General features: G+C 43.1%; 23 protein-coding genes. 16 read left to right on the top strand and 7 right to left on the bottom strand.

Annotated elements, in window-relative coordinates:
• From CXF58_RS13825 to yfaE, 7 genes are all read left to right on the top strand, one after another.
• The coding region (locus CXF58_RS13825; RefSeq protein ID WP_180952515.1) for a nucleotide-binding domain-containing protein at positions 1-1,204 on the top strand (1,204 nt) is incomplete at its 5' end.
• Positions 1,205-1,353: 149 nt separating this feature from the next.
• A complete protein-coding gene (locus CXF58_RS02980; protein ID WP_102076538.1) occupies positions 1,354-1,950 on the top strand; it encodes an SLATT domain-containing protein in 597 nt (198 codons plus the stop codon).
• A gap of 169 nt (positions 1,951-2,119) precedes the next feature.
• On the top strand, positions 2,120-2,371 hold the full coding sequence (locus CXF58_RS02975; protein WP_102076537.1) for a type II toxin-antitoxin system Phd/YefM family antitoxin: 252 nt from the start codon (positions 2,120-2,122) through the stop codon (positions 2,369-2,371).
• Positions 2,361-2,648, top strand: a complete 288-nt coding sequence (locus tag CXF58_RS02970) for a type II toxin-antitoxin system RelE family toxin (protein WP_102076536.1) — start codon at positions 2,361-2,363, stop codon at positions 2,646-2,648. Before CXF58_RS02975 ends, CXF58_RS02970 begins: the two co-directional genes overlap by 11 nt.
• 22 nt (positions 2,649-2,670) lie before the next feature.
• Entirely contained in the window at positions 2,671-3,042 is a 372-nt protein-coding gene (locus tag CXF58_RS02965) for a hypothetical protein (RefSeq protein WP_228706524.1), read from the top strand.
• A gap of 75 nt (positions 3,043-3,117) precedes the next feature.
• A complete protein-coding gene (gene nrdB / locus CXF58_RS02960; protein ID WP_068408171.1) occupies positions 3,118-4,251 on the top strand; it encodes a class Ia ribonucleoside-diphosphate reductase subunit beta in 1,134 nt (377 codons plus the stop codon).
• A 161-nt stretch (positions 4,252-4,412) separates the two neighbouring features.
• Positions 4,413-4,679 (top strand): class I ribonucleotide reductase maintenance protein YfaE, encoded by a 267-nt coding sequence (gene yfaE / locus CXF58_RS02955; RefSeq protein ID WP_068408173.1) that lies wholly within the window; start codon positions 4,413-4,415, stop codon positions 4,677-4,679.
• Positions 4,680-4,800: 121 nt separating this feature from the next.
• Here yfaE and CXF58_RS02950 read toward each other — a convergent pair whose 3' ends face one another.
• The gene (locus CXF58_RS02950; RefSeq protein ID WP_102076535.1) at positions 4,801-6,129 is read right to left on the bottom strand and encodes a S1C family serine protease; all 1,329 of its coding nucleotides are present in this window, start codon (positions 6,127-6,129) and stop codon (positions 4,801-4,803) included.
• Between the two features lie 416 nt (positions 6,130-6,545).
• On the opposite strand from CXF58_RS02950, the gene CXF58_RS02945 reads away from it, so the two are divergent.
• On the top strand, positions 6,546-7,427 hold the full coding sequence (locus tag CXF58_RS02945; RefSeq protein ID WP_102076534.1) for a Nif3-like dinuclear metal center hexameric protein: 882 nt from the start codon (positions 6,546-6,548) through the stop codon (positions 7,425-7,427).
• A 1,079-nt stretch (positions 7,428-8,506) separates the two neighbouring features.
• The gene (locus CXF58_RS02935; RefSeq protein ID WP_102076532.1) at positions 8,507-9,730 is read left to right on the top strand and encodes a transglycosylase SLT domain-containing protein; all 1,224 of its coding nucleotides are present in this window, start codon (positions 8,507-8,509) and stop codon (positions 9,728-9,730) included.
• 136 nt (positions 9,731-9,866) lie between these two features.
• Here the strand turns inward: CXF58_RS02935 and CXF58_RS02930 are convergent, their stop codons facing one another.
• From CXF58_RS02930 to CXF58_RS02920, 3 genes are all read right to left on the bottom strand, one after another.
• Positions 9,867-12,911 carry a LysM peptidoglycan-binding domain-containing protein gene (locus CXF58_RS02930; RefSeq protein WP_102076531.1) on the bottom strand — a complete coding sequence of 1,015 codons (3,045 nt, stop codon included), beginning with the start codon at positions 12,909-12,911 and terminating at the stop codon, positions 9,867-9,869.
• A 170-nt stretch (positions 12,912-13,081) separates the two neighbouring features.
• Positions 13,082-13,576, bottom strand: a complete 495-nt coding sequence (locus CXF58_RS02925; RefSeq protein WP_102076530.1) for a nuclear transport factor 2 family protein — start codon at positions 13,574-13,576, stop codon at positions 13,082-13,084.
• Positions 13,577-13,863: 287 nt separating this feature from the next.
• Positions 13,864-15,174: a hemolysin family protein gene (locus tag CXF58_RS02920; RefSeq protein WP_102076540.1), complete on the bottom strand. Its 1,311-nt coding sequence runs from the start codon at positions 15,172-15,174 to the stop codon at positions 13,864-13,866.
• Between the two features lie 512 nt (positions 15,175-15,686).
• On the opposite strand from CXF58_RS02920, the gene yajC reads away from it, so the two are divergent.
• From yajC to CXF58_RS02890, 6 genes are all read left to right on the top strand, one after another.
• Positions 15,687-16,016, top strand: coding sequence for a preprotein translocase subunit YajC (gene yajC / locus CXF58_RS02915; protein ID WP_068408182.1), 330 nt, complete (start codon positions 15,687-15,689; stop codon positions 16,014-16,016).
• 309 nt (positions 16,017-16,325) lie between these two features.
• Positions 16,326-18,203 (top strand): protein translocase subunit SecD, encoded by a 1,878-nt coding sequence (gene secD / locus CXF58_RS02910; RefSeq protein WP_102076529.1) that lies wholly within the window; start codon positions 16,326-16,328, stop codon positions 18,201-18,203.
• A gap of 9 nt (positions 18,204-18,212) precedes the next feature.
• Positions 18,213-19,475 (top strand): protein translocase subunit SecF, encoded by a 1,263-nt coding sequence (gene secF / locus CXF58_RS02905; protein WP_102076528.1) that lies wholly within the window; start codon positions 18,213-18,215, stop codon positions 19,473-19,475.
• Positions 19,476-19,658: 183 nt separating this feature from the next.
• Positions 19,659-21,053 (top strand): MATE family efflux transporter, encoded by a 1,395-nt coding sequence (locus tag CXF58_RS02900; RefSeq protein ID WP_102076527.1) that lies wholly within the window; start codon positions 19,659-19,661, stop codon positions 21,051-21,053.
• 108 nt (positions 21,054-21,161) lie between these two features.
• Positions 21,162-21,893, top strand: a complete 732-nt coding sequence (locus tag CXF58_RS02895; protein ID WP_068408189.1) for an AzlC family ABC transporter permease — start codon at positions 21,162-21,164, stop codon at positions 21,891-21,893.
• Positions 21,883-22,254: an AzlD domain-containing protein gene (locus CXF58_RS02890; RefSeq protein WP_068408190.1), complete on the top strand. Its 372-nt coding sequence runs from the start codon at positions 21,883-21,885 to the stop codon at positions 22,252-22,254. Before CXF58_RS02895 ends, CXF58_RS02890 begins: the two co-directional genes overlap by 11 nt.
• Before the next feature lie 236 nt (positions 22,255-22,490).
• Here the strand turns inward: CXF58_RS02890 and purF are convergent, their stop codons facing one another.
• From purF to CXF58_RS02875, 3 genes are all read right to left on the bottom strand, one after another.
• Complete coding sequence (gene purF / locus CXF58_RS02885; RefSeq protein WP_068408191.1) at positions 22,491-24,026, bottom strand: amidophosphoribosyltransferase; 1,536 nt, start codon at positions 24,024-24,026, stop codon at positions 22,491-22,493.
• A gap of 246 nt (positions 24,027-24,272) precedes the next feature.
• Positions 24,273-24,770: a CvpA family protein gene (locus tag CXF58_RS02880; protein ID WP_068408192.1), complete on the bottom strand. Its 498-nt coding sequence runs from the start codon at positions 24,768-24,770 to the stop codon at positions 24,273-24,275.
• A gap of 70 nt (positions 24,771-24,840) precedes the next feature.
• Positions 24,841-25,875, bottom strand: a complete 1,035-nt coding sequence (locus tag CXF58_RS02875; protein WP_102076526.1) for a quinone-dependent dihydroorotate dehydrogenase — start codon at positions 25,873-25,875, stop codon at positions 24,841-24,843.
• Between the two features lie 270 nt (positions 25,876-26,145).
• On the opposite strand from CXF58_RS02875, the gene CXF58_RS02870 reads away from it, so the two are divergent.
• The coding region (locus CXF58_RS02870; RefSeq protein WP_180952514.1) for a transposase domain-containing protein at positions 26,146-26,488 on the top strand (343 nt) is incomplete at its 3' end.

Genomic DNA, 26,488 nt, shown 5'->3' with positions numbered 1-26,488 from the left:
TTGTTATCAAATAGGTTCATATGGTCGCCGGACAGGTATACATGGAATAAGTGACTTAGATATGGCTTTTGAGCTACCCAAAAGTACCTATGATAAGTTTAATGGCTATTCTAGCTCTAAGCAAAGTTCACTCCTACAAGATGTAAAAAAAGCTCTTCAAGAGGTTTATGAAGATGATAGAGTGAAAGCTGACGGACAAATTGTAGGCGTTAATTTAGATGGTTTTCGTATAGAGGTTCTACCGACTTTTTATCTTAATGAAGATAATGATGGCAATTTAGATACGGATATATATACCTATCCTGATACAAATGAAGGCGGTAGATGGAGGGAAACTAAACCTAAGAAAGAAATAAGAGCAACTAGAGAGTTAAATGATGAATGCACTGATAATACATATCGCCACTTATCTAGAATGATAAGAGCATGGAAAAATAATGTTGGGATTAATTTTTCTGGATTATGGATAGACACATTGACTTACAATTTTTTTAACTCTTATTCAGAACATAAAAATAGTAGTTATAAAAATTATGGAGATTTAACCAAGGATTTCTTTAAATATTTGTATGATCAATATGAGACTTCTCCAGATAAAAAAATTTGGCGCGCTCCTGGTAGTAATCAAGTAGTTCATGGATCTTGGCAAGGTCATAGAAAAATTAAAAAAGCCTATCAATTATGTTTAGAAGCGCTTGAAGATGAAGTGATAGCGAATGAAAACTGGTCAAAAGTTTTCGGGATTAACTTCCCTATAGAAGAAAATGAAACTATTTCAGAAAGTTTGTTATCTATACGTAAAGCACCTGACGAACAATTCATTGAATATGAATATAGTGGAAAAGTAGACATAAGAAATAGTGTTTCTATCGATTATTCTATAAGCCGAGAATCTAAAACTTGGAAGATGCTTAAAGAGTCCTTACCTTCAATGACTGTTCCAATGAGTCGAGATTTAGAGTTTCATATTCAATCGATAGATGTTGAACCACCTTACGAAGTTAAATGGAAAGTTCGTAACGTTGGTTCTTTGGCAAAAGAAAAAAAACAGCAAAGAGGCAAATTGCAACCCAGTTCATTTGGTAAGCACAAAACTTCTAAACTTGTTGAATCCAGTAATTTTAATGGCGAACATTGGGTAGAATGTTATGTCATTAAAAATAATATATGTATTGCCAGAGATAGAATTTCCGTACCAATTTAATTGCAGATTACACCCTAACAAGGCTTCTTAGTCTAGTTCTTAGCGGTATCCTGCTAACGAAAATGGCAATACTGAGTTGAGTGTTATATCGTAGAAAATGGAGTTGTTGTTGCAATAGATAAAATTTTTGTACCCATTTAGGAACTATAATGAACAAAAATGATTTGCTTAAAATGATAGCCCAAAAAGGATACGATGTTGGTTTCGGAGCCAAAAAGCATTTTGCTACTTATGACATAATTGGAAAAGCACCTGGTTGGATTGGCTTCGCTTCAACAACTGTAGGCGTACTTGGTTTAGTTTTTGATAGTCTGTCTACCAAGTTAATATCAGCCGTGTTTGTCATAGTTGGTGTATCAGGTCTATATATAAGCTTCTATAATCATGAGAAACGAATCTACGATGATACTGGAACTAAAATTATCAGGCTCTGCAATGAACTGAAGGCTTTGTATTTCACTGTTAAAAGTCTTCCCGATAACTCCAACTTTCAACCTTATATAGACCAACTAAATGAAATCGAAAATAGATACTATTCATATAGTATTAGTAAGCAAATTTTGGCAAGCAATTGGTATGCACATTATAAGTTTTTTTGGGAGCATCAGATTGACTGGATAGATGAACAACTTCACTTTAAATTGTTCAAAGATAAGATTCCTTTGTCATTTATGCTTTTTTTCTTACTAGTTATCTTGATAATTTTGATATATATCATCAACTGTTATTTACCCTTTATATGTTAAAGGAAACTACCTAAGCTATAGGATGCGCCCAGCGCACCAATGATACGGAAATTGTATCTAACAGTGCGCGAGGCGCACCCTACAAAATTTATAGATTAACAAATATGACCTAATTTTCGTGCTAAAATTAACCCTATATTTAGTGTGTAATTTTAGCGGAGAATGAATCATGCAACCGATATTTGCGACACAGACAGCCAGTATCTCAGAGCTTAAGACCAACCCTTCGGCACTGATTAAACAGTCGGACGGTGAGTCTATTGCTATTTTAAATCACAATAAACCTGTGGCTTACTTGGTTTCCACAGATATGTTTGAGCGCATGATGGAAGCGATGGACGATATGGCACTCAGCCAAACCGTTAACGCCCGAATGAATGACGGGCAAACACCTGTAAAGGTAACGTTGGATGACTTATAGTCTTGAGTTTCATCCTTTGGCGTTAAAAGAATGGAAAAAGCTAGCGCCCAGTATTCAGCAGCAGTTTAAGAAAAAATTACAGCAGCGCTTAGCAAATCCGCGTGTGCCTGCGTCAAAACTCTCAGGACATACGGACGCCTATAAAATCAAACTACGCACCATCGGCTATCGTTTGGTATATATCGTCAAAGATGATGTCGTCGTGGTTTATGTATTAGCCGTAGGCAAAAGAGAGAATAATAAAGTATATGAGGCGCTTGCGACTCGCCAGCCATAATTAAAACACAGAAAGAATAAAAATGACGGAGGTCATAGACGTGCAATATACCGCAATCATCAAAGACGGTGGTTTATTTATCCCTAACGTATTTTCCGACCTAAATGATGGTAACTCGCATATCGTGCAGGTAGCAGTCGATATCGACGAAGTTCGTCAGCAATTAGATAGTAGCGCAGTAGAAAAGATGGACGCGCCAAGACCAGCAAAAAAACCCGTTAAAAAGCAGACAAAAAAAGAAGTTCAGAAAGCCGTAGACGTGGAGTTAAGTACGCTGCGTAAAAGCGCTATCGATGAGCTAGAAGGTTTAGACGATAGTGAGCTTAGCGAGATTTTTAAAGCGTATATGAATGATGGACAAGAACCAACGCAGATATCTTTAGAGAACTTATAACACCGTTTTGACAATATCTTAGAACCGTATTTTAAACTTTTGATTCACAACTGTAGCACTTATAAAGGTGGAACTATGACTTACTCGATTTTTTCTCAAACGCCAAATAATGCACTAACAGAGCCGATGTTTTTTGGTCAACCGGTCAACGTGGCGCGTTATGACCAACAAAAACACCCTATCTTTGAGCAGTTGATTGAAAAGCAGCTGTCGTTCTTTTGGCGTCCAGAAGAAGTCGACGTCTCAAAAGACCGTATCGATTATGGCAACCTGTCGTCGCATGAGCAGCACATCTTTATCAGTAATCTAAAATATCAGACCCTACTCGACTCTATCCAAGGTCGTAGTCCAAACGTGGTGCTATTACCGCTGGTGTCAATTCCTGAGCTTGAGACGTGGATTGAGACGTGGACGTTTTCTGAGACCATTCACTCGCGCAGCTATACCCATATCATTCGTAATATCGTCAATGATCCCGGCGTGGTCTTCGATGACATCATGCAAAATGAGCACATTTTAGAACGCGCCTCTGATATCGCCAAGTACTACGATGATTTGTACTACGACTCACAGCTATATAATATGTACGGCGCAGGCACGCATACCGTCAATGGCAAAGAAGTGACCGTTAGTTTAAAATCGCTGAAAAAGCAGCTGTATTTGTGCTTAATGGCGGTTAACGTCTTAGAAGCCATTCGTTTTTATGTGTCATTTGCCTGCTCGTTTGCCTTTGCTGAGCGCAAGCTAATGGAAGGTAACGCTAAGATTATTAAATTAATCGCCCGTGATGAGGCGCTGCATTTAACTGGGACGCAACATATCCTAAACTTGATGCGTAATGGTCGTGACGATCCAGAGATGGTTGAGATTGCTAATGAATGTTTCGATGAAAGCATCGAAATCTTTACCAAAGCGGCGCAGCAAGAAAAAGAATGGGCGGGTTATCTGTTTAAAGACGGCTCAATGATCGGCTTAAATAAAGATATCCTTTGCCAGTATATCGAATATATCACCAATTTACGTATGGAAGCGGTTGGCTTGCCAGTTGCGTTCCCGAACTCAAAATCAAACCCGATTCCATGGATTAATACTTGGTTGTCGTCTGATAACGTGCAAGTTGCGCCGCAAGAAACCGAAATCAGCTCATACTTAGTCGGTCAAATTGATTCAGATTTATCCAATAGCGACTTTGATGATTTTGAACTTTAAGAGCTTTGAGCTTTAAACGTTTGGCTTTAATAATATGATTGTCATGGCTTAATCTCACTATTTTAAGATTAGGCCACTATCGTTTTAGCAAGATTTTATGATGAAAAAGTACCATTAAAGGCACTTTATATGCGATGGGAAAATTAAGAGAAGGTTGAATTATGACTTGGGTAATGACGAGTAAGAAGCAATTCTACTTGCATGATGACGAAAGTCTGCTCGATGGATTGCTACGCACCGGACATGATATCAATTATCAGTGTAAGGAAGGCTATTGTGGCAGTTGTCGCATCAAGCGCATCGCCAGCTCACACGTTATTGATTATCCGTTTGAGCCGCTTGCTATGATTGAAGAAGACGAAATATTGCCCTGCTGCTGTCGCGTACAAGGGGTTATTTATATCAATCATGAGCTGATAGAAAAATAGCAGCGACATTCATAAAGTTATTTTTAAAAGTAAAAACGCTAATAAAAAAGCGCGCTATTTTGAAGATAGCGCGCTTTTTTATTATCTCTTAACTGTAAAGCACTATATGTAAATCATGGCGTTATAAAGGTGCGCCATCTCTTTCAAATAGTTGCAATAGCTCTTCGCGCATACGATCACGCTCCGCTTCTGACATCATAGGCACCTCTTCTCCATCATTTTGTAGACTAGGATCGCCCATACCACCAAGCGTTTCATCGTGAATGATAACAGGGCGCGCCATAGGTTCTTGCGCTGGACGCTCTTCGAGCAGAATTTTTACTTGCTTGTTTTTGCCTTGACGCAGGACTTGAGCATTAAGCGTGGTATTTGGTGCCTTACGAGCGACATACTGGATTAAGGTATTGGCATCGGTCATCTCAATACCGTCGATTGACAAAATAATATCACCAATGCGTAAGCCACTCTTAGCCGCTGGACTTTTAGGCACGACATTAAATACTTCGACCCCTGTTGAAGTTTCAAGCTGGGTTGGGTCGCGTAGCTGCGATTGGATTTCGATACCGAGCCAACCACGGCTAACCTTTCCATCTTTAATAATCGCATTCATTACTTGCTCAACGATGGCAGTAGGAATGGCAAAGCCAATACCCATCGAACCGCCAGAGCGCGAGTAAATAGCGGTATTAATACCAATAAGCTCGCCGTAAGCATCAACCAGCGCGCCACCTGAGTTACCCGGATTGATCGCCGCATCGGTTTGGATAAAGTCTTCAAACTTATTAACGCCAAGTCCTGTTCGCCCTGTCGCCGAGATAATACCTTGCGTCACCGTCTGACCAACCCCGAATGGATTACCAATCGCCAATGCCACATCGCCAACACGAATAGGGTCTTTACGGAAACCAAGGGGCGTCAAATCAGTCATATCAACTTTAATCACTGCCAAATCACTGTCTGGATCAGTACCAATCAATTTCGCACGACTCTTGCGCCCATCATTAAAGGCAACTGTAATTTCATCAGCTTTTTCAAGGACATGAGCGTTGGTCACGATATAACCATCTTCTGAAACAATGACCCCAGAACCCAAGTTGGTATTGCCCTGCTCTTGGGACGGGCCACCATGAAACTCAAAAAATCGGCGCAAGACTGGATCGTTCATATAAGGATGCTCGGCCATCGTCTGCGTGGTATAGATATTGACAACGGATTGTGACGCGCGCGCAACGCCATTATGATAAGAGGCAATCGGTGCTGGTGTATCGGACGCCGGCGCTGACGCTTGCTGCTCGGCAGGCGTCGTTCTAGGCGGCTCCCATGCTTGCTCTGATGCCGTCTTCATACTCGTAAACAACCAAATAAACGCTGCAACCACTATCAGCAACAAAACCCAAGGCAACCACGTTAACGCGCCGGCCTTGTTATTGGTATTCCGAGATGACGACATATAAAAACCTCTCTATTTTAAAAATAGTTTTGTGAAAACAGTTTGGTAAAAACAGTGACTGAATGATGACTATACGCAAACGCTTCTAGTTGGGCAATGATGCCTAATAATACCTAAGACAAGATTGAATAATATAAGCGCTACGGATTCTATAGATTCAGGTATGCAAATTATAACTGGCAACATCGATAAATAGTAACGTATCGTGTACCGTTTCAGTTATCCGCGTTATCTACTCTTTTACAGCACCATGCTAAAATGGCGCAATTAAACACCCTAACGGCTTAGAGCAAAGTTAATTATAAACAGATATTTTGCTTATTTAGTGGCAATACTTACCGCATTGAACGCTTGAAATTTGTAAATAACAAACAATCAAGAACCATCCGTAACGGCAACAATTATAAGGAAAGACCATGACCGAACACAATAGCTCGACCGAAACCTTAAACCAGCTTTCAAATCAGTTCTCAAGTCAGTTTTCAAGCCAAACGCCAAATAAGACGATTAGCGCGCAAGCTTTGACGGATTTTTGTGACGACTACTTATCAGCAGCAGCCTTTAAAGACTATGCGCCAAATGGCTTGCAAGTAGATGGCGGGCGACCTATCGGGCGTATTGTCACCGGTGTCACCGCCTGTGAGGCGTTGATTGACGCCGCGATTGCTGATAACGCCGATGCTATCGTGGTGCATCACGGCTATTTTTGGAAAGGCGAATCTGCGCCCATCACAGGCATGAAAGGTCAGCGTATCCGCAAACTGATGCAGCATGGCATCTCTTTGATTGGCTACCACCTGCCACTCGATGCCCATCCTATTATTGGCAATAATGCCAAACTTGCTGAGTTACTCGATCTGAATATCATCGGCGCGCTTTATCCGCATGAAATGCATCCGGTTGGCAATATTGCCACTTGCCAGCCGCAAAGCGCTCAAAACCTTATTACCCAGATTACCGCTGCCCTCGGACGAATACCGTTACATATTCCCGCTGCCTACAACGCCGCACCCAACGCTGAGCCTACGCAAGCGGACAGCAGATTGATTGAACGCGTGGGTATCTGTACAGGCGGCGCGCAAGATATGATTGAGCAAGCAGCGCTGATGGGCTGTGATGCTTATATTTCTGGTGAAATATCAGAGCGTACCACCCATAGCGCCCGCGAGCTTGGCATTGATTACTTTGCCTGCGGTCACCATGCGACCGAGCGCGGCGGTATTCAAGCGTTGGGCGAACTGCTTGCTGAGCAATTTGGCTTGCCAGTGACTTTTATTGACATTGACAACCCAGCCTAACCATTAAGCTCCACCTGATAATCAAACAGTTTTATCTACCTACAATTGTCTTTTCTCAGTTGAAGCACTAAGTTTATTAAGCGTTAATATTAATATTTTGCGCCAAATACAGAAAATGCTGCTTAAGTGCAATCTTTTCTTATAGCGCTTCTTGTCACAACCTTCCCCAAAACAAGGACATTTTTTACCGTTTATAGTGCTATTGTTAAGTTTTATCGCTAATTTATTAACCCTACTTGAATAATATAACGAATATCCGCATATTAGTGCCTGAAGAAAGAATGTCTTGTCATGAGACTTCCCATTTTTATAGCTTCCGGTTGTGGCGCTAAAATTTATTTTACCGTTTAACACTCTATTTTTTAATAAATTAATAAAGTTTTTAACGGTGATCATTTAAATACTCTGTTTGCCTTATTTAGCTGATGAGACAGTGGTTTTGAAACAGTATTTTTATTTTAGCGTCGCGATAAGATTAGAGCAAAATCTCTCTGATGGTATTTTTTACTCGCTAGCAGACAGGGTTATTATTCATCTTTATCGCTGAGCAAACCATATTATTAGCCAGCTCCTCTATTACAAACGATTTAAAGAGTAGCTCGTGATTAATATAAATGCAGCAATGATTAAGTGCAGTTGTACGGCGCTTATGCTGCGTATTTGTCTCAATAATTTATTCATGACCTTACCTATGTTTCATATGGTTTTATAGCCAGTCTTCTAATCAATAACTCGTTTTATAGCGATGAAGGAATCATCCGATTTATACCCTTCGCGCTGTGGTGCGTCTTTTTTTTAGAATGATTTTTGAAGTGCGTGTTTTATCTTCTAAAAAATAGCTACCTATGCGTTAAATGATAAAAAGACGGTTGCGCTAACGGTTGTATATTTGATGTTAGCAGCGCCATATGTAAACAAGATGACAGCGACCTTATACTATTTATCAGGCTGATGTGATCTAAAATGTAACGCCAGTTTATGCCACTTATATAGCCATACGCTTTTTATAACTATATAAGCCGCATAAATTGATCAAGCATTTTTATGGTATGCAGGATGGCTAAAATCAGGAGACATCCATGCAGCGTATTACTTACCGTGTGAAAGTATCTGCACAAGGTGCCAAACGCCGTATTTCATATCTACTGCGTCCATCTAAGCGCTTACTGCACATCAAAAGTAACTTCGTTCCAGCAGTTGCACCTATCAAAGTGACTGGTTGCGCCAAAACCAAATTTTCCAAAACCAAGAAATTGGCACAAGTATCAAGCATCGCTCTGCTCTCTTTACCGGCTGAGAGCTTGACCACGATGAACGCGCCTGTGCCTGCCTATGCGCACGTTATGTTAGAAAACACTCTAACGGTTGCTGCTGTACCGGGTGACAGCACCTACTTTGCAACCGACGGCTTTCAGCACGGTTTTGGCTATGATTTAGTGCGTAGCTATGCAGATGGGCTTGGCGTCAACATCAATCTCAAAGCCTATGCTAGCGAAGAAGCAGCGCTCAGAGCTTTAAAATCAGGCGATGCCGATATGGCTTTGACCACCGCCAGTACCCAGCTAAAAAGCCAGCTAGACTTAGCCTCTGTTAATGTGAGCTGCGGCTATGATACCAGCTTGACTAAAAATGGGCTGCATCCTAAAGTCAGTTGGACGTTTAATTCTGCCAACGATCCATTATCACAAAAAGCCAGTTACTTTTTATGTGATAGTATTAAGCTTGAACACACGCAAAAATTGGCGGCGTTTTATAATCAGAACTTATTAAAAGACGCTTATAGCCAAGACCATTTTAAAAAGACCTTGACAGAAAAGTTGCCTGATTATCAGTCATCGTTTCAAGAGCAAGCGCGCAATTATAATCATGATTGGGAGCTACTGGTCGCCATGGGCTATCAAGAGTCGCATTTAAATGCCAATGCCGTCTCTCCGACTGGCGTGCGCGGTATCATGATGCTGACCAATAATACCGCTAAGGCGATGGGCGTCTCTGATCGCGTTGACCCGTATCAAAGTATTGGTGGCGGTGCTCGTTATTTGGAGCAAATGAAAGCCGATTTCGCTGATGTACCAAAAACCGATCGCATCTGGTTTGCCCTTGCCGCTTATAATATGGGTCCAAATGCTGTAAAAGGTATCCAGCGTAAATTGAGCGCCAATGGCATCGATGATAAAAGCTGGGCAAACATATATGCTTATTTGTCAGAAAACAGAGCGTCAAACAGCCGTTATGGTCAGGCCATGCATTATGTGAGTAATATTAGAAGTTATCTTGAAACCATTAAAACCCAAACGGTTTAATATGATTTTGCTAAAGGCTCTAAACCTTGAATAAAGTCTTAAATCTTGAACAAAATAATGCCAACAAAAAAGCTGCTCTTAATTAGAGCAGCTTTTTTTAATGCTTAAAATTTGTCAAATGCGACTACATTCTACATTAGCGATTCGGTACGGTTAAACGTTGACCGCGTTGCAGCATGGTATCGACAGCGATATTGTTCATATCAGCGAGCTCTTTGGTAGATACGCCATACTTACGTGCTAGGCCAATCAAACTGTCACCCGAGCCTACGGTATAGCTGACGGTTGCTTTTGGTACTTTGATGGTCTGCCCACGTTGTAACTGGGCGTTGGTCGCCAAATTATTGGTCGCCGCCAAATCCTCTACCGATATCCCAAACTGACGTGCTAGCGCAATCAGACCATCGCCCGCTTTTACTTTATAGCTTTCGGTATTACCAAGTTTTTTACCAGTGCTGGTACTACTGGCTGTTTCTGTACTTGCGGTGCTGCTCTTACTATTGTTACTAGTAGCAGTACTGTTAGACGTACTAGTAACACTGACCGTACCATTTGCAGGAATGGTAATCGTACGACCCAATATCAGATTAGAATTGGTTTTCAAATTATTGGCGGCGGCCAAATCACTTAAACCGATATTATAGCGCTGCGCCACGCCCGTTAACGTATCGCCTGATTTCACTTTATAGCTGACCGCTTTGTCATTAAGTTGACGATCGACCAAATCTTTTGAAACCGGCACTTTGATTGTCTGACCACGCTGTAAGCGCGTCCTAGCATCAAAGTTAGGGTTAACGGCTGCTAGCTCTTCAGGACTGATACCAACACTATTTGCAATACCGATTAAAGTATCGCCCGATTTGACCTTATAGTTGGTCGTTGCCACTATACTTGTAGGAGCACTGGTTTTCACAGGATTGCTAGCGCTACTTGAGCTAGTATTTGCGGCAGTAAAGTCTACATTGGCAGGCACTTTTAAGATTTGACCGACGTATAGTGAGTCCGTCGTACCCATATTATTTAAGTTTGCCAAGGTGGTGGTCGGTACATTAAATTGACGAGATAGCGCAATCAAGCCATCGCCCGGCTTGACTTTGTAGTTTTTGGTAGCCGTACTAGATTTACTAGGTTTGGTTGATGGCGCTGCAGGCGTGGCAGCAGGCGCAGTGACTTTACCAGGTACCAACCACAGTTTTTGTCCACGTAGCAAGTCTGCTCTACTGCTCAGATTATTGTATGTGGCGAGCTGAGTCACCGATAAGCCAAAACGATTGGCAGTACCGATTAGCGTGTCGCCACCTTGAACGATATAGCTTTCAGGCTGGCTAGTGGTATTGCTCGCACTACTCAATGGCTCGATAGATTTAGCGTTGTATAGGTATAAAGTACTGCCAGCCAACAGATTGGCACTCGCATCTATCTGATTCCATTCAGCGATATCACGCCAGCTAACACCAGCACGGCTGGCGATATTCGCCAAGGTATCACCACGCTTAACCGTATAGGTAGTACGCGTGCCTTGTGGTTTTGGTTTGCTAGCCGATTTTTTCGGGAAGCTCAGTTTCTTCTCTTGCCCAGTTGCCTCTAAAATAGATTGCTGCGTCTGAACGGCTGATAGGTTGATATTACCATCGGCGTTAACGACATTGGTTTCAGGCGTACTGATACGAATCTGATTGGCAATGTAATCACGCTCCGCTTTACTTAATGGCGGCTCTTGAATGATAGTATTGTTTTGCGTGATTTGCGCCGATGTGGTCGGTAAGCTGTTGCTGCTCTTTAACTCAGCGTTAATCTTTTTGGTTTCAGCAGACGTCAGCGGTGGCTCAGTACGGACGGTATTGTTGTTACTGTAAACGGAGCTGCTGGTCGGTGAAGCCGTCGGCGGAATATAACTGGTGGTCTGCTGTGGTACGCTTGCGCTCGCGGCATACTCTGCAAGGGCGCTGCCGGTAGTCGGTAACGAGCCACTACTGGTGTATGGTTTATTATTGTAGCTTGGTGTGGTTGAGCCTGAATAACTAGACGTTGTACTCGTGCTCGTATTACTAGAAGCTATCACGTTACTGCTACCATTACCTCTTAACGAGCTCAGCTTAGCATCTGTCGTCAAGCTAACATCGTTCGGAATGATAATACGCTGCGGCCCTGATGCGTCGACGCGCGCTGATGTCAGCGCCGTATTCAGCCTTTCTAACTCATCGTAACTAACCCCTGTCACTTGCGACACTTCCGCTAGGCTCACACCATAATTGACCGGTACACTACGGAAATGCTGACGGTTAGCGATAGCAGGCAGATAGACGCCATATTGCTCAGGCTTGGCAACGATTTCGGCAACCGCTAAAAAGCGCGGTACATAGTTCATGGTTTCAGTCGGTAGTCTGAGCGACCAGTAATCGGTTGGCAAACCGCGCGCCGCATTGGCATCAATGGCTTTTTGCACCCGACCAGGACCGGCGTTATAAGCAGCTAATGCCAGCTCCCAACTACCAAATTGATTGTGCAATGCGGTCAAAAAGTCGTAAGCGGCACGCGTTGATTCAATCACGTCACGGCGACCATCATAGGTGCTACTTTGATTTAGACCATAAATGCGTCCGGTACTTGGAATAAACTGCCATAAACCGGCGGCGGCGGCACTACTGGTTCCACTTGGATCGTAGGAGCTCTCAATCACTGGCAATAACGCAAGTTCGGTTGGAATATTACGGCGCTCAGCTTCTCGAACGGTATGGTAAAGATAGCGACTGGCACGAGCGGTCAAGCGGTTTAGATAGTCTTGGCGACTGGTAAACCAACCTTTTTGCGCTTCAATACGCTGATTATAAACAGGGCGTCCACCATTCATACGGTAGCCTGCGCGCAAGCGATTCCACAAATCACCATATTGTTGAATAGCAAGTTTATTACCTTCAACCATCGTCATATCAGTCGCTTCTAATAAATCTGCCAGCTCATCTAAGCTTTCAGCATCTAAAAAAGCTGTCGAATAATCAGCGCCCGTGCTTGGTTTAGTCACTTGGGTAGCGGGACGTTTGTTAACCACAGCTGAGCTGCCGGTTGCACCCGTCTTTTTTACCGCTGAGGTATTACTACAAGCACTGATAAGTAAAGTCGACACCGCCAGTGTCAATGGTAAAGCGATAAAGGAGCGAGATTTTGATGACACAGTAGACATGATAGTGGAAGTTTCCTAACAACAATAAGTGATAAAATAAAGTTAATCGACAGTATAGTACGCAATATCAGACAAAAACCAGCCTAATCGTAAAGATAATGCGCAAAAGTCATTTGCCTTATCTTTTGATGGCTTACTTCATAATACAGAACTTGATATATGACTAATTTTTAGTTGATGGTCACTTGTGAGACCGCGCGTAAAAGCACTGCATTACCCGTAGATAACGTCAGTGTGACCCGCGATGAGGTAACAAATGAAACCTTTTGACCGTCTTTTACCCAGCTTTCATTGGTGGTGACATTGGCTTTGGCTTGGTCGCCCGTAATCACAATGTTATCCACCGTAATATCGTAGCGATAATTTGACGTATCACGCCAGCTTCTTTGCAGTAGTTGCAGATAAGCGTCTTTATCAAGGCTGGTGGTTTTACCTTTTCTGGACATCGAAATCAGCGCATCATCTGACACCAAGCGCGCCACTTGGTTGGAGTTTTGGCTATTGGCAGCTGACTTCATAGCAGCGGCATAGTTTTGTACCAGTGCATTGCTCATGGTCGCCGCTTGCGCGTTGATACTTATAGCGCTAGCAGCGGCCACTACCGCTGTCACGCCAGCACTTTTTATCAATAGAGCAATTAGCCCTTTTCCCCATACTCGTTTCATGATATTCCTTAGTAATACTATTATCATTATCGTCGTGTGTCGTTAAAGCCAAGTAATATTATGGCTATAGATTATGGTCATATATTGACTTAAGACATAAATCTATTAGGCCCTTATAATTCTTTTGTGTTTAAGGCTATTTGTGTGTAAAGCTTAAGTCAATTAACGACATATTGTTATGTTAGTTTTAGCCTATCACTCAATTCTCACAGCCATGTGACACCCTGTGTGATTATTGCGAATCTCACGCAAAACAGTGCTGTGCATTTATCTGCTTAATCCAATCTTTAATGACCATTTTTCTCATGCTTATGTTCATTATGACCGTCTTCATAACTTTCATCATCGCTGAGCTTCATGCCTAAACGCTCAACGCGTCTGTCCATCATCTGCCGAGCCAAAGCTTGCATGTCTTCGACGCGATCTATCTCATCGACAATTTCAAGCCCTAATAAAGTTTCAAACACATCTTCTAAAGTTACCAAGCCTTTAACTTCGCCGTACTCACCGACAGTAATGGCGATATGAATTCGGTTTTTTAGCATCAGCTCTAATAAATCAAACAACTTCATCTTTGAAAATACAAAGGTAATGTCGCGCTTAAACTGGGTCAATGGTTTATGAGCGGCATGGTTAAATTTTGCTAAGAGCATGTCGGTTTTTAAGACAAAACCGGTGATATTGTCCAAATCGCCATCATAAATTGGCAAACGCGAAAAGGTCAGTTTTGGCCGATCAACCAATAAATCAGCGACGGTTTTATGCTCTTCAAATGCAAGCATCACCGAACGCGGGGTCATGATATCTTCAACTTTAATCGCCCCAAATGCCAATAGATTACGAATAATACGTGACTCTAATGGATCAATCTGTCCTGATTCTTCGCCGATGCTGGCGAGTGCCGCAAATTCACGGCGGCTAAACGCTTGCGGCTCTTTACCGCGTACCAGCAGTTTGGTTAATTTTTCTGAGAACCAAATCAAAGGATAGAGCAGCAAAATAATACCGCGAACAAAATAAGCAACCATGCCGCCCAATTGACGCCAATAGATAGTGCCTAGGGTTTTTGGCATGATTTCGGATAAAAACAAAATAGCCAAGGTCATGAACGCCGAAAACAGACCAAACCAAGCGCTACCAAAGACAATCGTCGCCTGCGCACCCGCCCCAATCGAGCCTAAAGTATGCGCCACGGTATTTAACGTTAAGATAGCTGCCAACGACTGATCGATATTATCGACCTTTAGGCGTTTTAGCATGTTGGATTTTTTTGGGTTCGTTTCCTGCAAGTCAGCAATATACGACGGCGTCATGCTGAGGAGTGCCGCCTCGGCGAGCGAACAAATGAACGAGATGCCAATGGCAATGAGCACAAATAAAATAAGCAGTAGCACGCTACTAGCAGTAGGATTTGCTACCTCACCCGCTGCCCAAACCGCTTGTGGTAGCAAAGAGGTTAGCAATAGAATAAACGCCGAAAACGATTTGCTATTAAATCTGGTCACATAAGAGCGACCATTGCCAGCCATCGTCGGGGGAGGTTCAGCAGAAGCGTCTTTGCGGCAAGCGCGCGGACGGTATAAGCGAGGTACAGACATAAAAAAGGTAAACAAGTTAGGTAACCTAAACAAAGAAGAAAAAGGAAATCACAATATATCATGCGCAAGCGCCAGCAGATAGAAAATAATAGCCGATAAATGCGAATGCATTTCTATCCAATCACTAAAAACGCGCTCAAACAACTCTATTATACAGCCATTTGGTTTATGATAAGAGCTTGTTTAATATCAATGTTAATAATAGTGTTTCGCAATAAATTACCATACTTATCAGTTACTTATAAATTTATGCCCACGAAATTTTAAACTGATAAAGTTAATATAAATTTATCATAGCTTTATGTTAACTTAACATTTGGCTTTTTTGTCTGCTCAGTAACTTATCCTTATATCCTTTATAATAAGAAAACGCCCACCATTATAACGGTCATGGTTAGTCCGTGAGTTTTAACAAAAACGCTCTCAGCCTATGATTAACAGTTACCAAGCCTGAGATTTTTTGTTACTATGCGTGTAAATTTATTCTTATCTATGACTTACTGAGAGAAATTATGAGCTTATTCATTCAAGCGGCCCATGCGGCACCAGAAACTGCCGGCGCTGCGTCAATGTTTGGTCAAATCTTGTTGCCGGTTGCCTTTTTTGCCATTTTTTACTTTTTGGTGATTCGCCCACAGTCTAAGCGTACCAAAGAGCACCGCGCGATGGTTAACGCCTTGACCGTTGGCAGCGAAATCATTTTTGCTGGTGGTCTTATGGGCCGTATCAAGGCATTGGAAGGCGATTATGCGGTTGTGAGCTTAAACAACCATACCGACGTTAAAGTACAACGTGCGTCAGTGATTTCAGTATTGCCAGCTGGCACGATTGAAAGCGTTTAATTGTCATTTAGAAATTTAATAATTGACAAACTTTTATTGAGCTTAATTGCTACTAGTTATCAATTATTGGTTGTAATGACTGTAAAATGACCGTAAATAATGTACGGTCATTTTTCGATTAACTGTTTACGCTTAACCGTTTTTTGCTTTACTATCATCGCGGATGATCGCAGTGGTGCAGAATTTAGTACGACTACTACTATACAACAGTAGCTCTCCATTTAATCACCTGCCATTGTTATCGCTAACTTCCCATCTGCTAACTTGTGGCCTGCGTCGCCAGTAGTTTATCAACTTAAAGAAGTGATTATGCAATATCCCGCTTGGAAATACTTACTCATCGCCGTCGTGCTTATCATTGCCGGTCTATATGCGGCCCCTAACCTCTATCCTGATGAACCTGCCGTACAGATTACCAGTGCCGCAGCAGGTACGCAGCTGTCTGAAGGCATCTTAACTGAGTCTAAACGCTTACTTGAAGAGGCTGGCATCAATAATCATGATGGCACCTTTGAGGGCAACAGTGCGCTGGTGCGTCTCGACAATCCAGTCGATCAGCTAAAAGCTCAGGAAGTGCTGCGTCAGAATTTGGGCGAGGACTATGTGGTCGCGCTAAACTTGGCACAAACGACCCCAGAGTGGTTGCGTGATATCGGTGCAAAACCGATGAAACTCGGGCTTGATTTGCGCGGCGGTGTACGTTTTGTACTAGAAGTGGATATGGATAAAGCGCTCGAGCAGCGTTTGACCAGCGCCAGTCGTGATATGCGCCGTGACTTACGTGCTGAGCGTATTGCGGTTAAAGGTATCAAAACCGAAAAACGTGGCGTGGTGCTGCATTTCGCTGATACTGATACCCGTAACCGCGCGCAAAACATCTTACAAGGCTCGATGGGTAATACTTTCACGCTACAGTCTTCGATTGATGAGCAAGGCCCAGCGCTAATTTTAGCGTATAACGATGCCACTTTAGATGAAATCAATAGCTACGCCGTCAACCAAAACTTGACCACCCTACGTAATCGTATTGCTGAGCTTGGGGTGACTGAAGCTTTAGTACAATCGCAGGGTGCTAGCCGTATCGTCGTTGAGCTCCCGGGCGTACAAGATACCGCTGAGGCAAAACGTGTCCTTGGTCGTACGGCCAACCTTGAGTTCCGTATGGTTGCTGAAGGTGCTGAAAACTATATGGGCGGTATTCCGCCTGCTGGCACTGAAGCGTTTCCCTTTGAAACACTCGATGGTCCGCCAGTATTGCTTGAGCGTCAAGCGATTGTCACCGGTGATAAAGTCACCAATGCTCAGACAGGCATCGATGAAAATGGCTCGCCTGAAGTCAGTATTACTCTAGATAGTGCTGGTGGTAAGCTCATGCAAAATGCTACCCGTACTGCTGTCGGTAAACAAATGGCGGTGCTGTTTATTGAAAACAAACAACGTATCGCTTATAAAGAAGACCCAGCGACTGGTGAGACGGTTGAAGTACGTACACCGTATGCAGAGACCAAAGTGATTAACCGTGCCAATATCCAAGCGGTACTGGGCTCATCATTCCGTATTACTGGACTTGATAGTAGCGCTGAAGCGGCTGAGCTTGCTCTTTTACTACGTTCAGGTGCATTAGCAGCTCCGATGTATTTCGTGGAAGAGCGGACGATTGGTCCATCACTCGGTCAAGAAAACATTGAAAAAGGCTTATTCTCTACCCAAGTTGGTTATTTATTAGTTTTCGCGTTTATGATTGTTTTTTATCGCTTATTTGGTGTCATTGCCAACGTGGCCCTAGCAATTAACGTCATTATTATCATTGCCATCATGTCAATCTTAGGCTCATCACTCACCCTACCGGGTATTGCTGGTATTGTCTTGACCATTGGTATGGCGGTCGATGCCAACGTGCTGATCTTTGAGCGGATACGTGAGGAGCTGGCAAATGGTGTCCGGCCAAAATCCGCCATCGTCGCAGGTTTTGACCGTGCTTTTAGTAGTATTTTCGATGCCAATATCACAACCTTACTGGTCGCCTTTATCTTATTTGCGATAGGTACAGGTCCGATTAAAGGCTTTGCGATTACCCTCGCGATTGGTATTGTCAGCTCGCTATTTACCGCCATTTTGGTGACGCGTGCGCTGATACAAATTGCTTACGGCAAGCGCAAATCTATCAAACGTCTGAGCATCGGTTAGGAGAAAACTATGGCTATCGATAATAACAATCCGCTAGAACAAGAAAATAACCCAGATCGAAATGGCTCAAACGGTGAAGCAAATACTACTGGTACGCGCCGCCGTAAAAAACCGCGCCGTGATGGCAAAGGCAGTAATACGCAAACCAATAATCCTAGAAGCTCTAAATCGACCGGTTCAAAAACACGCCGCGGTGGGAAAGAAAATCAAACCTTGGCGACCCAAGCATCTGGTAACACAGCAGCGGTTGATCCTAATTTGATGTTAGGTGATTCTGCCGAAGATGCCGCTGCTTACGCAGAAGGTGGTATCAAAGCGATTGGGGATCAGCGTATCATCCCCTTTATGAAGATAGAAAAGCCGATGGCCATCTTATCGCTGCTTTTGGTCATTGGTAGTATTATCGCGATTGCGGTCAATGGACTGAACCTAGGTCTTGATTTCACCGGCGGGGTGTCAGCAGATGTGCGTTATGAGCAGCCTGCTGAGCAAGCCGACGTGGTAAACGCGCTAGCCGATAATGGCTTTGACGATGCGGTCGTACAGTATCTAGGTACGCGCCAAGAGCTTTTAGTACGCTTGCCACCCCAATCAGATAACGTCGACGGTCTAAGCACAAGCTTGAGTAAAGCATTGGCATTGCCTAATAATAACGTTGAAATCAGTAACGTTAATATCATCGGTAGCCAAGTCGGTAACGAAATCTACTTAAGCTCAGTTATGTCGTTGGCACTAGCATTGGCTTGTATGCTTGGCTATGTCGCCCTACGCTTCCAGTTTAAGTTGGCGCTTGGCGCAGTACTGTCGCTATTCCATGATGCGGTGGTAACCATCGGGGTCTTTGCCTTATTTGGCTTTCCGTTCGACTTAACCGTCCTAGCTGCTGTACTGGCGCTGATTGGTTACTCGCTAAACGATACGATTGTTGTTTATGACCGTGTCCGCGAAAACTTCCGCCGCGTGCGTGGTATCACGCCGCGTCAAACAATTGATTTGTCATTAACAGAGACGCTACGCCGTACGATTATGACCATCTCAACGGTACTTTTGGTTGTACTAGCGATGTTATTCTTAGGCGGTGATGGTCTATACTGGTTCTCAGTGGCGCTGTTTATTGGTTTACTTGCGGGTACTTATTCTTCAACTTATATCGCAAGCTCTATTCCTTTAAGAATGGGCTTATCACGTGACGACTTTATCGTGAAAGTAAAACCTGAGTTTGAAGAAGAAATCGTCACGTTTAATGATCCAAAAATGTATGAGCAAGACTAACGCTTGTATAGAAGCCAATAACTAGACTTTTAGTTATTCAGCCCACAAACGTTATCACGATAAAAGCACCTAAACTCTAGGTGCTTTTGTCTTTATACTATTTTTATGCATCTTTTAATATTATTCGATAAGTCATCACTAAACTTTTCTGTCTTATTATATGGTTATATAAGCGACTAAGCTATGTCATCTACCCTGCCGCCAAGTGCTATGCCGCCTATTGATACTCGTTATGCGCGTATCATCGCGATTGCCTTACCTGTATTATTGGCTAACCTTGCGATGCCGCTACAAAGCGTCATTGATACGGCGATTGTCGGTAATATGAATGACACTGCCAAGCTTGCTGGCATGGGTTTGGCTATTCAGCTGCTGTCTTTGATATTAGTCAGCTTTAACTTTTTGCAATACGCGTCATCTGGACTGTCCTCACAAGCACTCGGTCAACTGGCTCATAATGATGCGCATAAACAAACGCAATCGCCGCTCTTATCCATTTTGCAGCGGGCTTTGTTACTTGCGTTTATGATTGGCGCAGTGCTACTTATTGCAAAACCTTGGCTCATTGATTTTGGCTTGCAAGCGCTTTCTGCCAATCCTGATAGCGGTCGTGCAGCCAAAACTTATTTGGACGTCCGTTTTTGGGGCGTTATCGCAGAGCTGATGAATTTTGCCTTTATTGGCTGGTTTGCCGGTCAAGGCAAAACCCGCTATATGCTTTATCAGCAAGGCTTTATCGCCATGCTTAATATTATTCTGACCTTATTTTTTGTTTATGTGCTGCAGATGGGTCTGGTTGGGGTGGCATTAGGGACGACCATTGCCTTTTGGCTTGGGGTAGTCTTAGCATTGTGGCTTAGCCGTCGACATCTACAAATCTCTTGGCACGCGTTATTTGCTGCTAATAAAGAACATTTTACTAAAGATAAGATGCTTAGGCTATTTTCATTAAATAAAGATATTTTTATCCGTACGTTAATTTTAACGGTAAGCTTTGCTTGGATTACCCGACTGTCTGCCCAAAGCGGCGATGTCATTTTGGCCGCCAATGCTATTTTACTGCAGGTATTAAGCATCTCAGCCTTTGCCCTTGACGGCGTGGCAGTATCGGCAGAAACCTTAAGCGGACAAGCAGCTGGACGGCGCGATTGGCCGCGCTTTCGTATTATTGTTAAACGCACAGGCGTGGTCAGTTACGGCCTTGCCATGATGCTAAGCGCGATTTGGTGGCTTGCGATGCCAACTTATTTAGATTTTATGACCAATATCGAACCCGTCTTTGCGCTGGCTTATGACTATCACCTTTATGCGGTACTACTGCCACTCGTTGGCGTTGGCGCTTATTGGCTCGATGGGATATTTTTTGGTTTAACGGCTGGTAGCGTCATTCGTAATGCCGCGCTGATATTGGCGCTTATCTTTTTCCCTTTAAGTTGGCTACTCTACCAGCAATGGGATATGACCGGTATTTGGCTTAGCGTTTGGTGCTTATTATTATTAAGATTGATGATTCTTGGTGGGTTTTTATACCGTGCCCATCAAACAGGCAGCTATGAAAAATTGCAGCCTGAAGCTTGACCATTAAAGTAATTAGCTAACATGAGGCGTTTTAAAAAGAAGAAAAGAGATAATCAACGACACATCAAAGTAAGAAAAATTAGAGATTAAGAAAAATTAGGATATCACGTGACTACTCAATCAAATGAGATAAACCAAAATCAAGCCTATTATTACCATTGGGCAGAAGGCTTTAAAAAAAGCTTGCCAGTCGCCATGGGTTATCTGCCAGCAGGCATCGCCTTTGGCGTGCTCGCACAAGTAGCCGGTGTACCAGTGTGGGCGACTATTATGCTAAGTGTAGTCTTATATGCAGGCGCGGCGCAATATGCGTGTTTACCGATGCTAAGTGCTGGGCTACCGATTGGTAATATTGCTACCAACATTGCCGCCATTAACTTGCGTCACGTCTTTTATGGTATGCCGTTATTGCAGTATTTGCCAAAAAATAAAATAGCGAAAACCTACTGTTTATTTGCCCTCACCGATGAAACGTTTTCGGTAATGACCAGTTTGCCAAACGAGTCGCGCCAATCACTCATACTGCCGATCAGTTTGTTTAACCAAAGTTGGTGGGTATTAGCTGGTGCGATTGGTGTAATGATTGGCAGTGCACTCAGTGACTTAGTACCGCATTTGGATTTTGCCTTGGTCTGTTTATTTGCCATTTTAGCTTATGAGCAATTCCAAAGTATCAAACGCTATTTCCCGATTGGCATTGCGGTGATTGCTTTGATGATTGCCTCATTATTTACCAGTAATTGGTTGTTATTAGTAGCGATTACGATTTGTATGCTGCTGATTTTAGCGCGTGGTTTTTGGTTACAGCGCAGTGTGCAAGGAGGCAGCAATGAGCAGTAGTTATTTGATTCTTGCCACACTGGCGATGGCAGCCGTGACCTTTATTACCCGTGCCCTGCCCGCTTTAATACCTAAAAAGCTGCTAGATACACCGTGGCTACATCGCTTAAATGAAAGCTTGCCGCTATCTGTGATGGTATTACTGATTTTAACCAGCCTTTCTTATCAAGGTTTGTCAGGCGATGCTGGCTTCCAAGCTGGCTTAAATAGTGCCGAAGTACATTTATTTATGGCACAAATTGGCGCGTTATTATTGGTGCTACTTATCTATCATCTTAGTCGTCAATTGCTGGTCAGCATGATCGTCGGTATCGCGGCGATTAATGGCTTTTTGTGGTTATTTACGCGTTTTTTAGGCTGATTAAAAATTTAGTGTATAGCGTATATTGACCCTAAAAAAGATACAGCGCGGCTGGGATGAATTTTTCGTAACCTCTGTGATAACAGCAAGCAAGGAAAATTTATACCAGCCGCCTATGGCTGTTTATTCATCATTTTATTTCATACTGACTACGTTTATTTGTGCTAATAAAAAAGGCTGGCATCTTTACGAATCCAGCCTTTTTACTTACTACCATTTTTGAGTTACTTATTCTATTATAACTCTTCTACGCCCATCATATCGACTGGCGTATCAGCAACGATTTGCACGCCTTTTTTGCCTGTTTTGGCGGTGTCGTTACGTTGCTCTTGTAGATGATCGAGATACGCTTCGTTGATTTGCCCAGTAATATAGCAGCCATTAAATACCGCGCAATCAAAGCCTTCAACCTTGCTATGCTTGGTATCTTTTACTGCTTCAATCAAATCGTCCAAATCTTGGAAAATCAAGCGGTCGGCGCCGATAATCTCGCGTACTTCTTCAACGCTATGACCTGAAGCAATCAGCTCGCTACGCACTGGCATATCGATACCATAGACGTTTGGATATTTAACCGGCGGCGCAGCACTGGCAAAGAATACCTTACGAGCACCGGCATCACGTGCCATTTGGATAATTTCATGACAAGTCGTGCCGCGAACGATTGAGTCATCGACCAAAAGAACGTTTTTGCCTTTAAACTCAAGCGGTACCGCACTTAACTTTTGACGCACAGATTTTTTACGTTGCTGCTGACCTGGCATGATAAAGGTACGACCGATATAGCGGTTTTTCATAAACCCTTCACGATATTTGACGTTCATTTTTAGCGCCAGCTCCATCGCTGAAGTACGCGAGGTATCAGGAATAGGAATAACCACATCAATATCATGGTCCTCACCCCATTCAGCAAGGATTTTATCAGCCAGTTTTTCACCCATACGTAGGCGTGATTTATAAACCGAGATATTATCCATAATAGAATCTGGACGGGCAAAATACACATATTCAAAGATACAAGGCGTGTATTCTTTTTGCTCAACGCACTGATGCGTATGCAGTTTATGGTCCAAATCAATAAAGATCGCTTCGCCTGGTTTGACATCACGGACAATGCTAAAGCCTGAACCTGTCAACGCAACTGACTCTGACGCGACCATATATTCTGTGCCACCGTTAGCTGCCATACGCTTACCAAAAATCAGCGGACGGATACCGTTTGGATCACGGAATGCTAGCAACCCATGACCCGTAATCATGGCAACCACGCCATAAGCGCCTTCAATACGGCTATAAACCGCTGTCACTGCTGCAAAGATATCCGTAGGCGTCGGGTGGGTTTTATTGATATTTTGCATTTCATGCGCAAGCACGTTTAGCAACACCTCAGAATCTGAATCGGTATTGAGATGACGGCGATCTTCTTGATACAAAGATTTTGCCAGACCTTCAGCATTGGTTAGGTTACCATTGTGCGCAAGGGTAATACCATAAGGCGAGTTGACGTAAAAAGGCTGTGCTTCGGCGCTACTTGAGGTACCAGCGGTCGGGTAACGAACGTGACCGATACCAAACTTACCCACCAGTTTTAGCATATGACGGTTCATAAACACGTCACGTACCATGCCATTTTCTTTACGTAAATAAAGACGCCCATCCTGTAAAGTCACAATACCTGCCGCATCTTGCCCGCGATGCTGCAACATGGTTAAGGCATCATAAAGAATTTGGTTGACCGGCTCATGAGCTGCGACCCCAACGACTCCACACATAGTTGTATCCTATTTTGTACCACACATTGATAACACAATAACGGCTGATAAGCGTGTCTTAAATGTTTGCCTATCTTTTGCCGCAAAGCTGATGATCTTGCTGAGAATAACGTCTTACGGACAATAGATAAGGCTAATTATCCATAAGACAAGTTAATGATGACAAATAGAGGTATATTTTACGAATATTAAAGACGCTTGAATAGTTTTTTTTAAGTGCTTAGCATGACTTTGGATCTATAAAATTTAAGACTGATTGACCTGATCCCATGCCATCCCAAACATATCTGAGACCAGCTCTTTACCCATGGGCGCATAAGGCAGTAATTCAGGCGCGAGCACTGAGGTTTCCCACTGCGGCATTTGTACCAACAATGGCGCGCTAACGCTAAGCACCACCAAAACCATAAGCACGTTTTTTGCCGCGCCAAGTACCCCGCCCGCCATTTTATCAAGGACGCCAAGACGTAAGGTTTTAAGTACGCCAGAAAACACAAACGCAACCAGATGCATAATGGCTAAAATAGCAATCACAATCACTAAAAACGCCAGCGCCATTTGTAAAACAGGATTCTCTACCATACTTGATAATTGCGGCGCGACCGAACCTGCCAGACGCGTGGCAGCAATAAGTGCGATAAACCAACCGACTAAACCGACAGCTGTCTTAATCAGACCTACCTGAAAACCACGCCATAAGCCAATCAGGACAACCACAGCAATTACAATATCTAAACCACTCATGTTTATCGCCTCATTTGCATCTTATTTGGTGTACTTCAGTGAAGGTGAAAAGCTTGCAGTTTTAACAATCTTAACCTTCCATCGCATCGTAATAGCCACCGATAGATTGAATGCAAGACTGTACCAGTCCCGGCCCTTTATAGATAAGTCCTGAATATAGCTGCACCAAATCTGCACCTGCTTCAATTTTTTTGACGGCTTTGTCACCGCTATCGATACCACCAACGCCAATCAACGTGACCTTACCACCCAACTGGTCAGAGAATTGTTGTAGAATTTGCGTACTAATGTGGCTGACCGGACGACCGGATAAGCCGCCTGCTTGCTCACCATCGGGCAAATCTTCGACACCTACGCGGCTCAACGTGGTATTGGTGGCAATCAAACCATCAATCTCAAAGTCCAGCAACTGCTTAGAGATGTAATCCACTTGTAATGGCTCTAAATCGGGGGCGACTTTTAGAACCAAAGGCACATAAAAACCATACTCGGTTGCCAGCTGATTGTGGCGATTTTTAATGGTATCTAATAATTGGGTTAACGCTTCACCGCTTTGTAGGTCGCGCAAATTTTTGGTATTCGGCGAGGAGATATTAACCGTAATATAAGACGCATGCGGATAGACACGCTCTAAGCAATAGACATAATCATCAGCCGCATTTTCAACCGGAGTCGCAGCATTTTTACCGATATTGATGCCGATATTGCCTTGGTATTTACAGCGCTTGACGTTTTCAATCAGGTAGTCGACGCCTTCATTATTAAAACCCATGCGGTTAATAATGGCATCGGCTTGCTTGATTCTAAATAGTCTAGGTCTGTCATTGCCAACTTGCGATTTTGGGGTGACCGTACCTACTTCGATAAAACCAAACCCCAACTCTGCTAATGCATCAATATAATCGCCGTTTTTATCCAAACCGGCGGCAAGCCCAACAGGATTGGCAAATTGCAAGCCCATACAGTCGGTTGGCTGCATTGACTGACCATACACTAAGCCTAACACACGCGCTTTATGAGCTTTATCCAATAAAGATAAGGTCATCTCATGCGCGTGCTCGGGGTCCATATTAAACAAAAAAGGGCGAAGTAATGCGTAAGACATAGTAATGACAGACCCTGCTTAAAAAGAAATAATGAATGAGAAAAACGAATGCGGTCAAGCGCTGCGATTATATCAGCTTAACTGAAATAAGACCAAAGTTTCATCAGGAAAATTACGCCATATCCTGCCAATAAGTAAGCGTTAATACTGTCAATTGACTGACTAAACCTAGTAAAGAAACCCCTATCAGACTAATGCCAGTCAGTTAAGGCAAAAACTCAATAAAAGTAATAAAATAGCCCATCTAATAAGTAGATGGGCTATTTTACTATGAGACTACAAAACGCTATTAATGAGACGCATAAAAGGCTTCCAGACACCCTAGAACAATTTAGTGAATTAATAGACCCTGAGTGGATACAGCAAGCTTTAGAATATACCGGCAAAGCGAGCATTAGAAGGCGTAAGCTACCTGCTGAACATGTTGTTTGGATAGTCATCGGCACAGCTTTATATCGAAACCGTTCCATCTGGTATATCACAGAGCAGATGCGGCTTAATATAGACTCACAGGCCTGTGTACCCAGTGCAGTCGTACAAGCAAGACAACGCCTCGGGCATGAACCTCTAAAGCAGCTATTTCATCAACTAAGTGCTCACTACCAAACAGAAA

Source organism: Psychrobacter sp. Sarcosine-02u-2 (assembly GCF_002836335.1).
Lineage (GTDB): Bacteria > Pseudomonadota > Gammaproteobacteria > Pseudomonadales > Moraxellaceae > Psychrobacter > Psychrobacter faecalis.
Note: the sequence above shows the minus strand (reverse complement) of the source record. Positions and strands in the feature narration are given on the sequence as shown.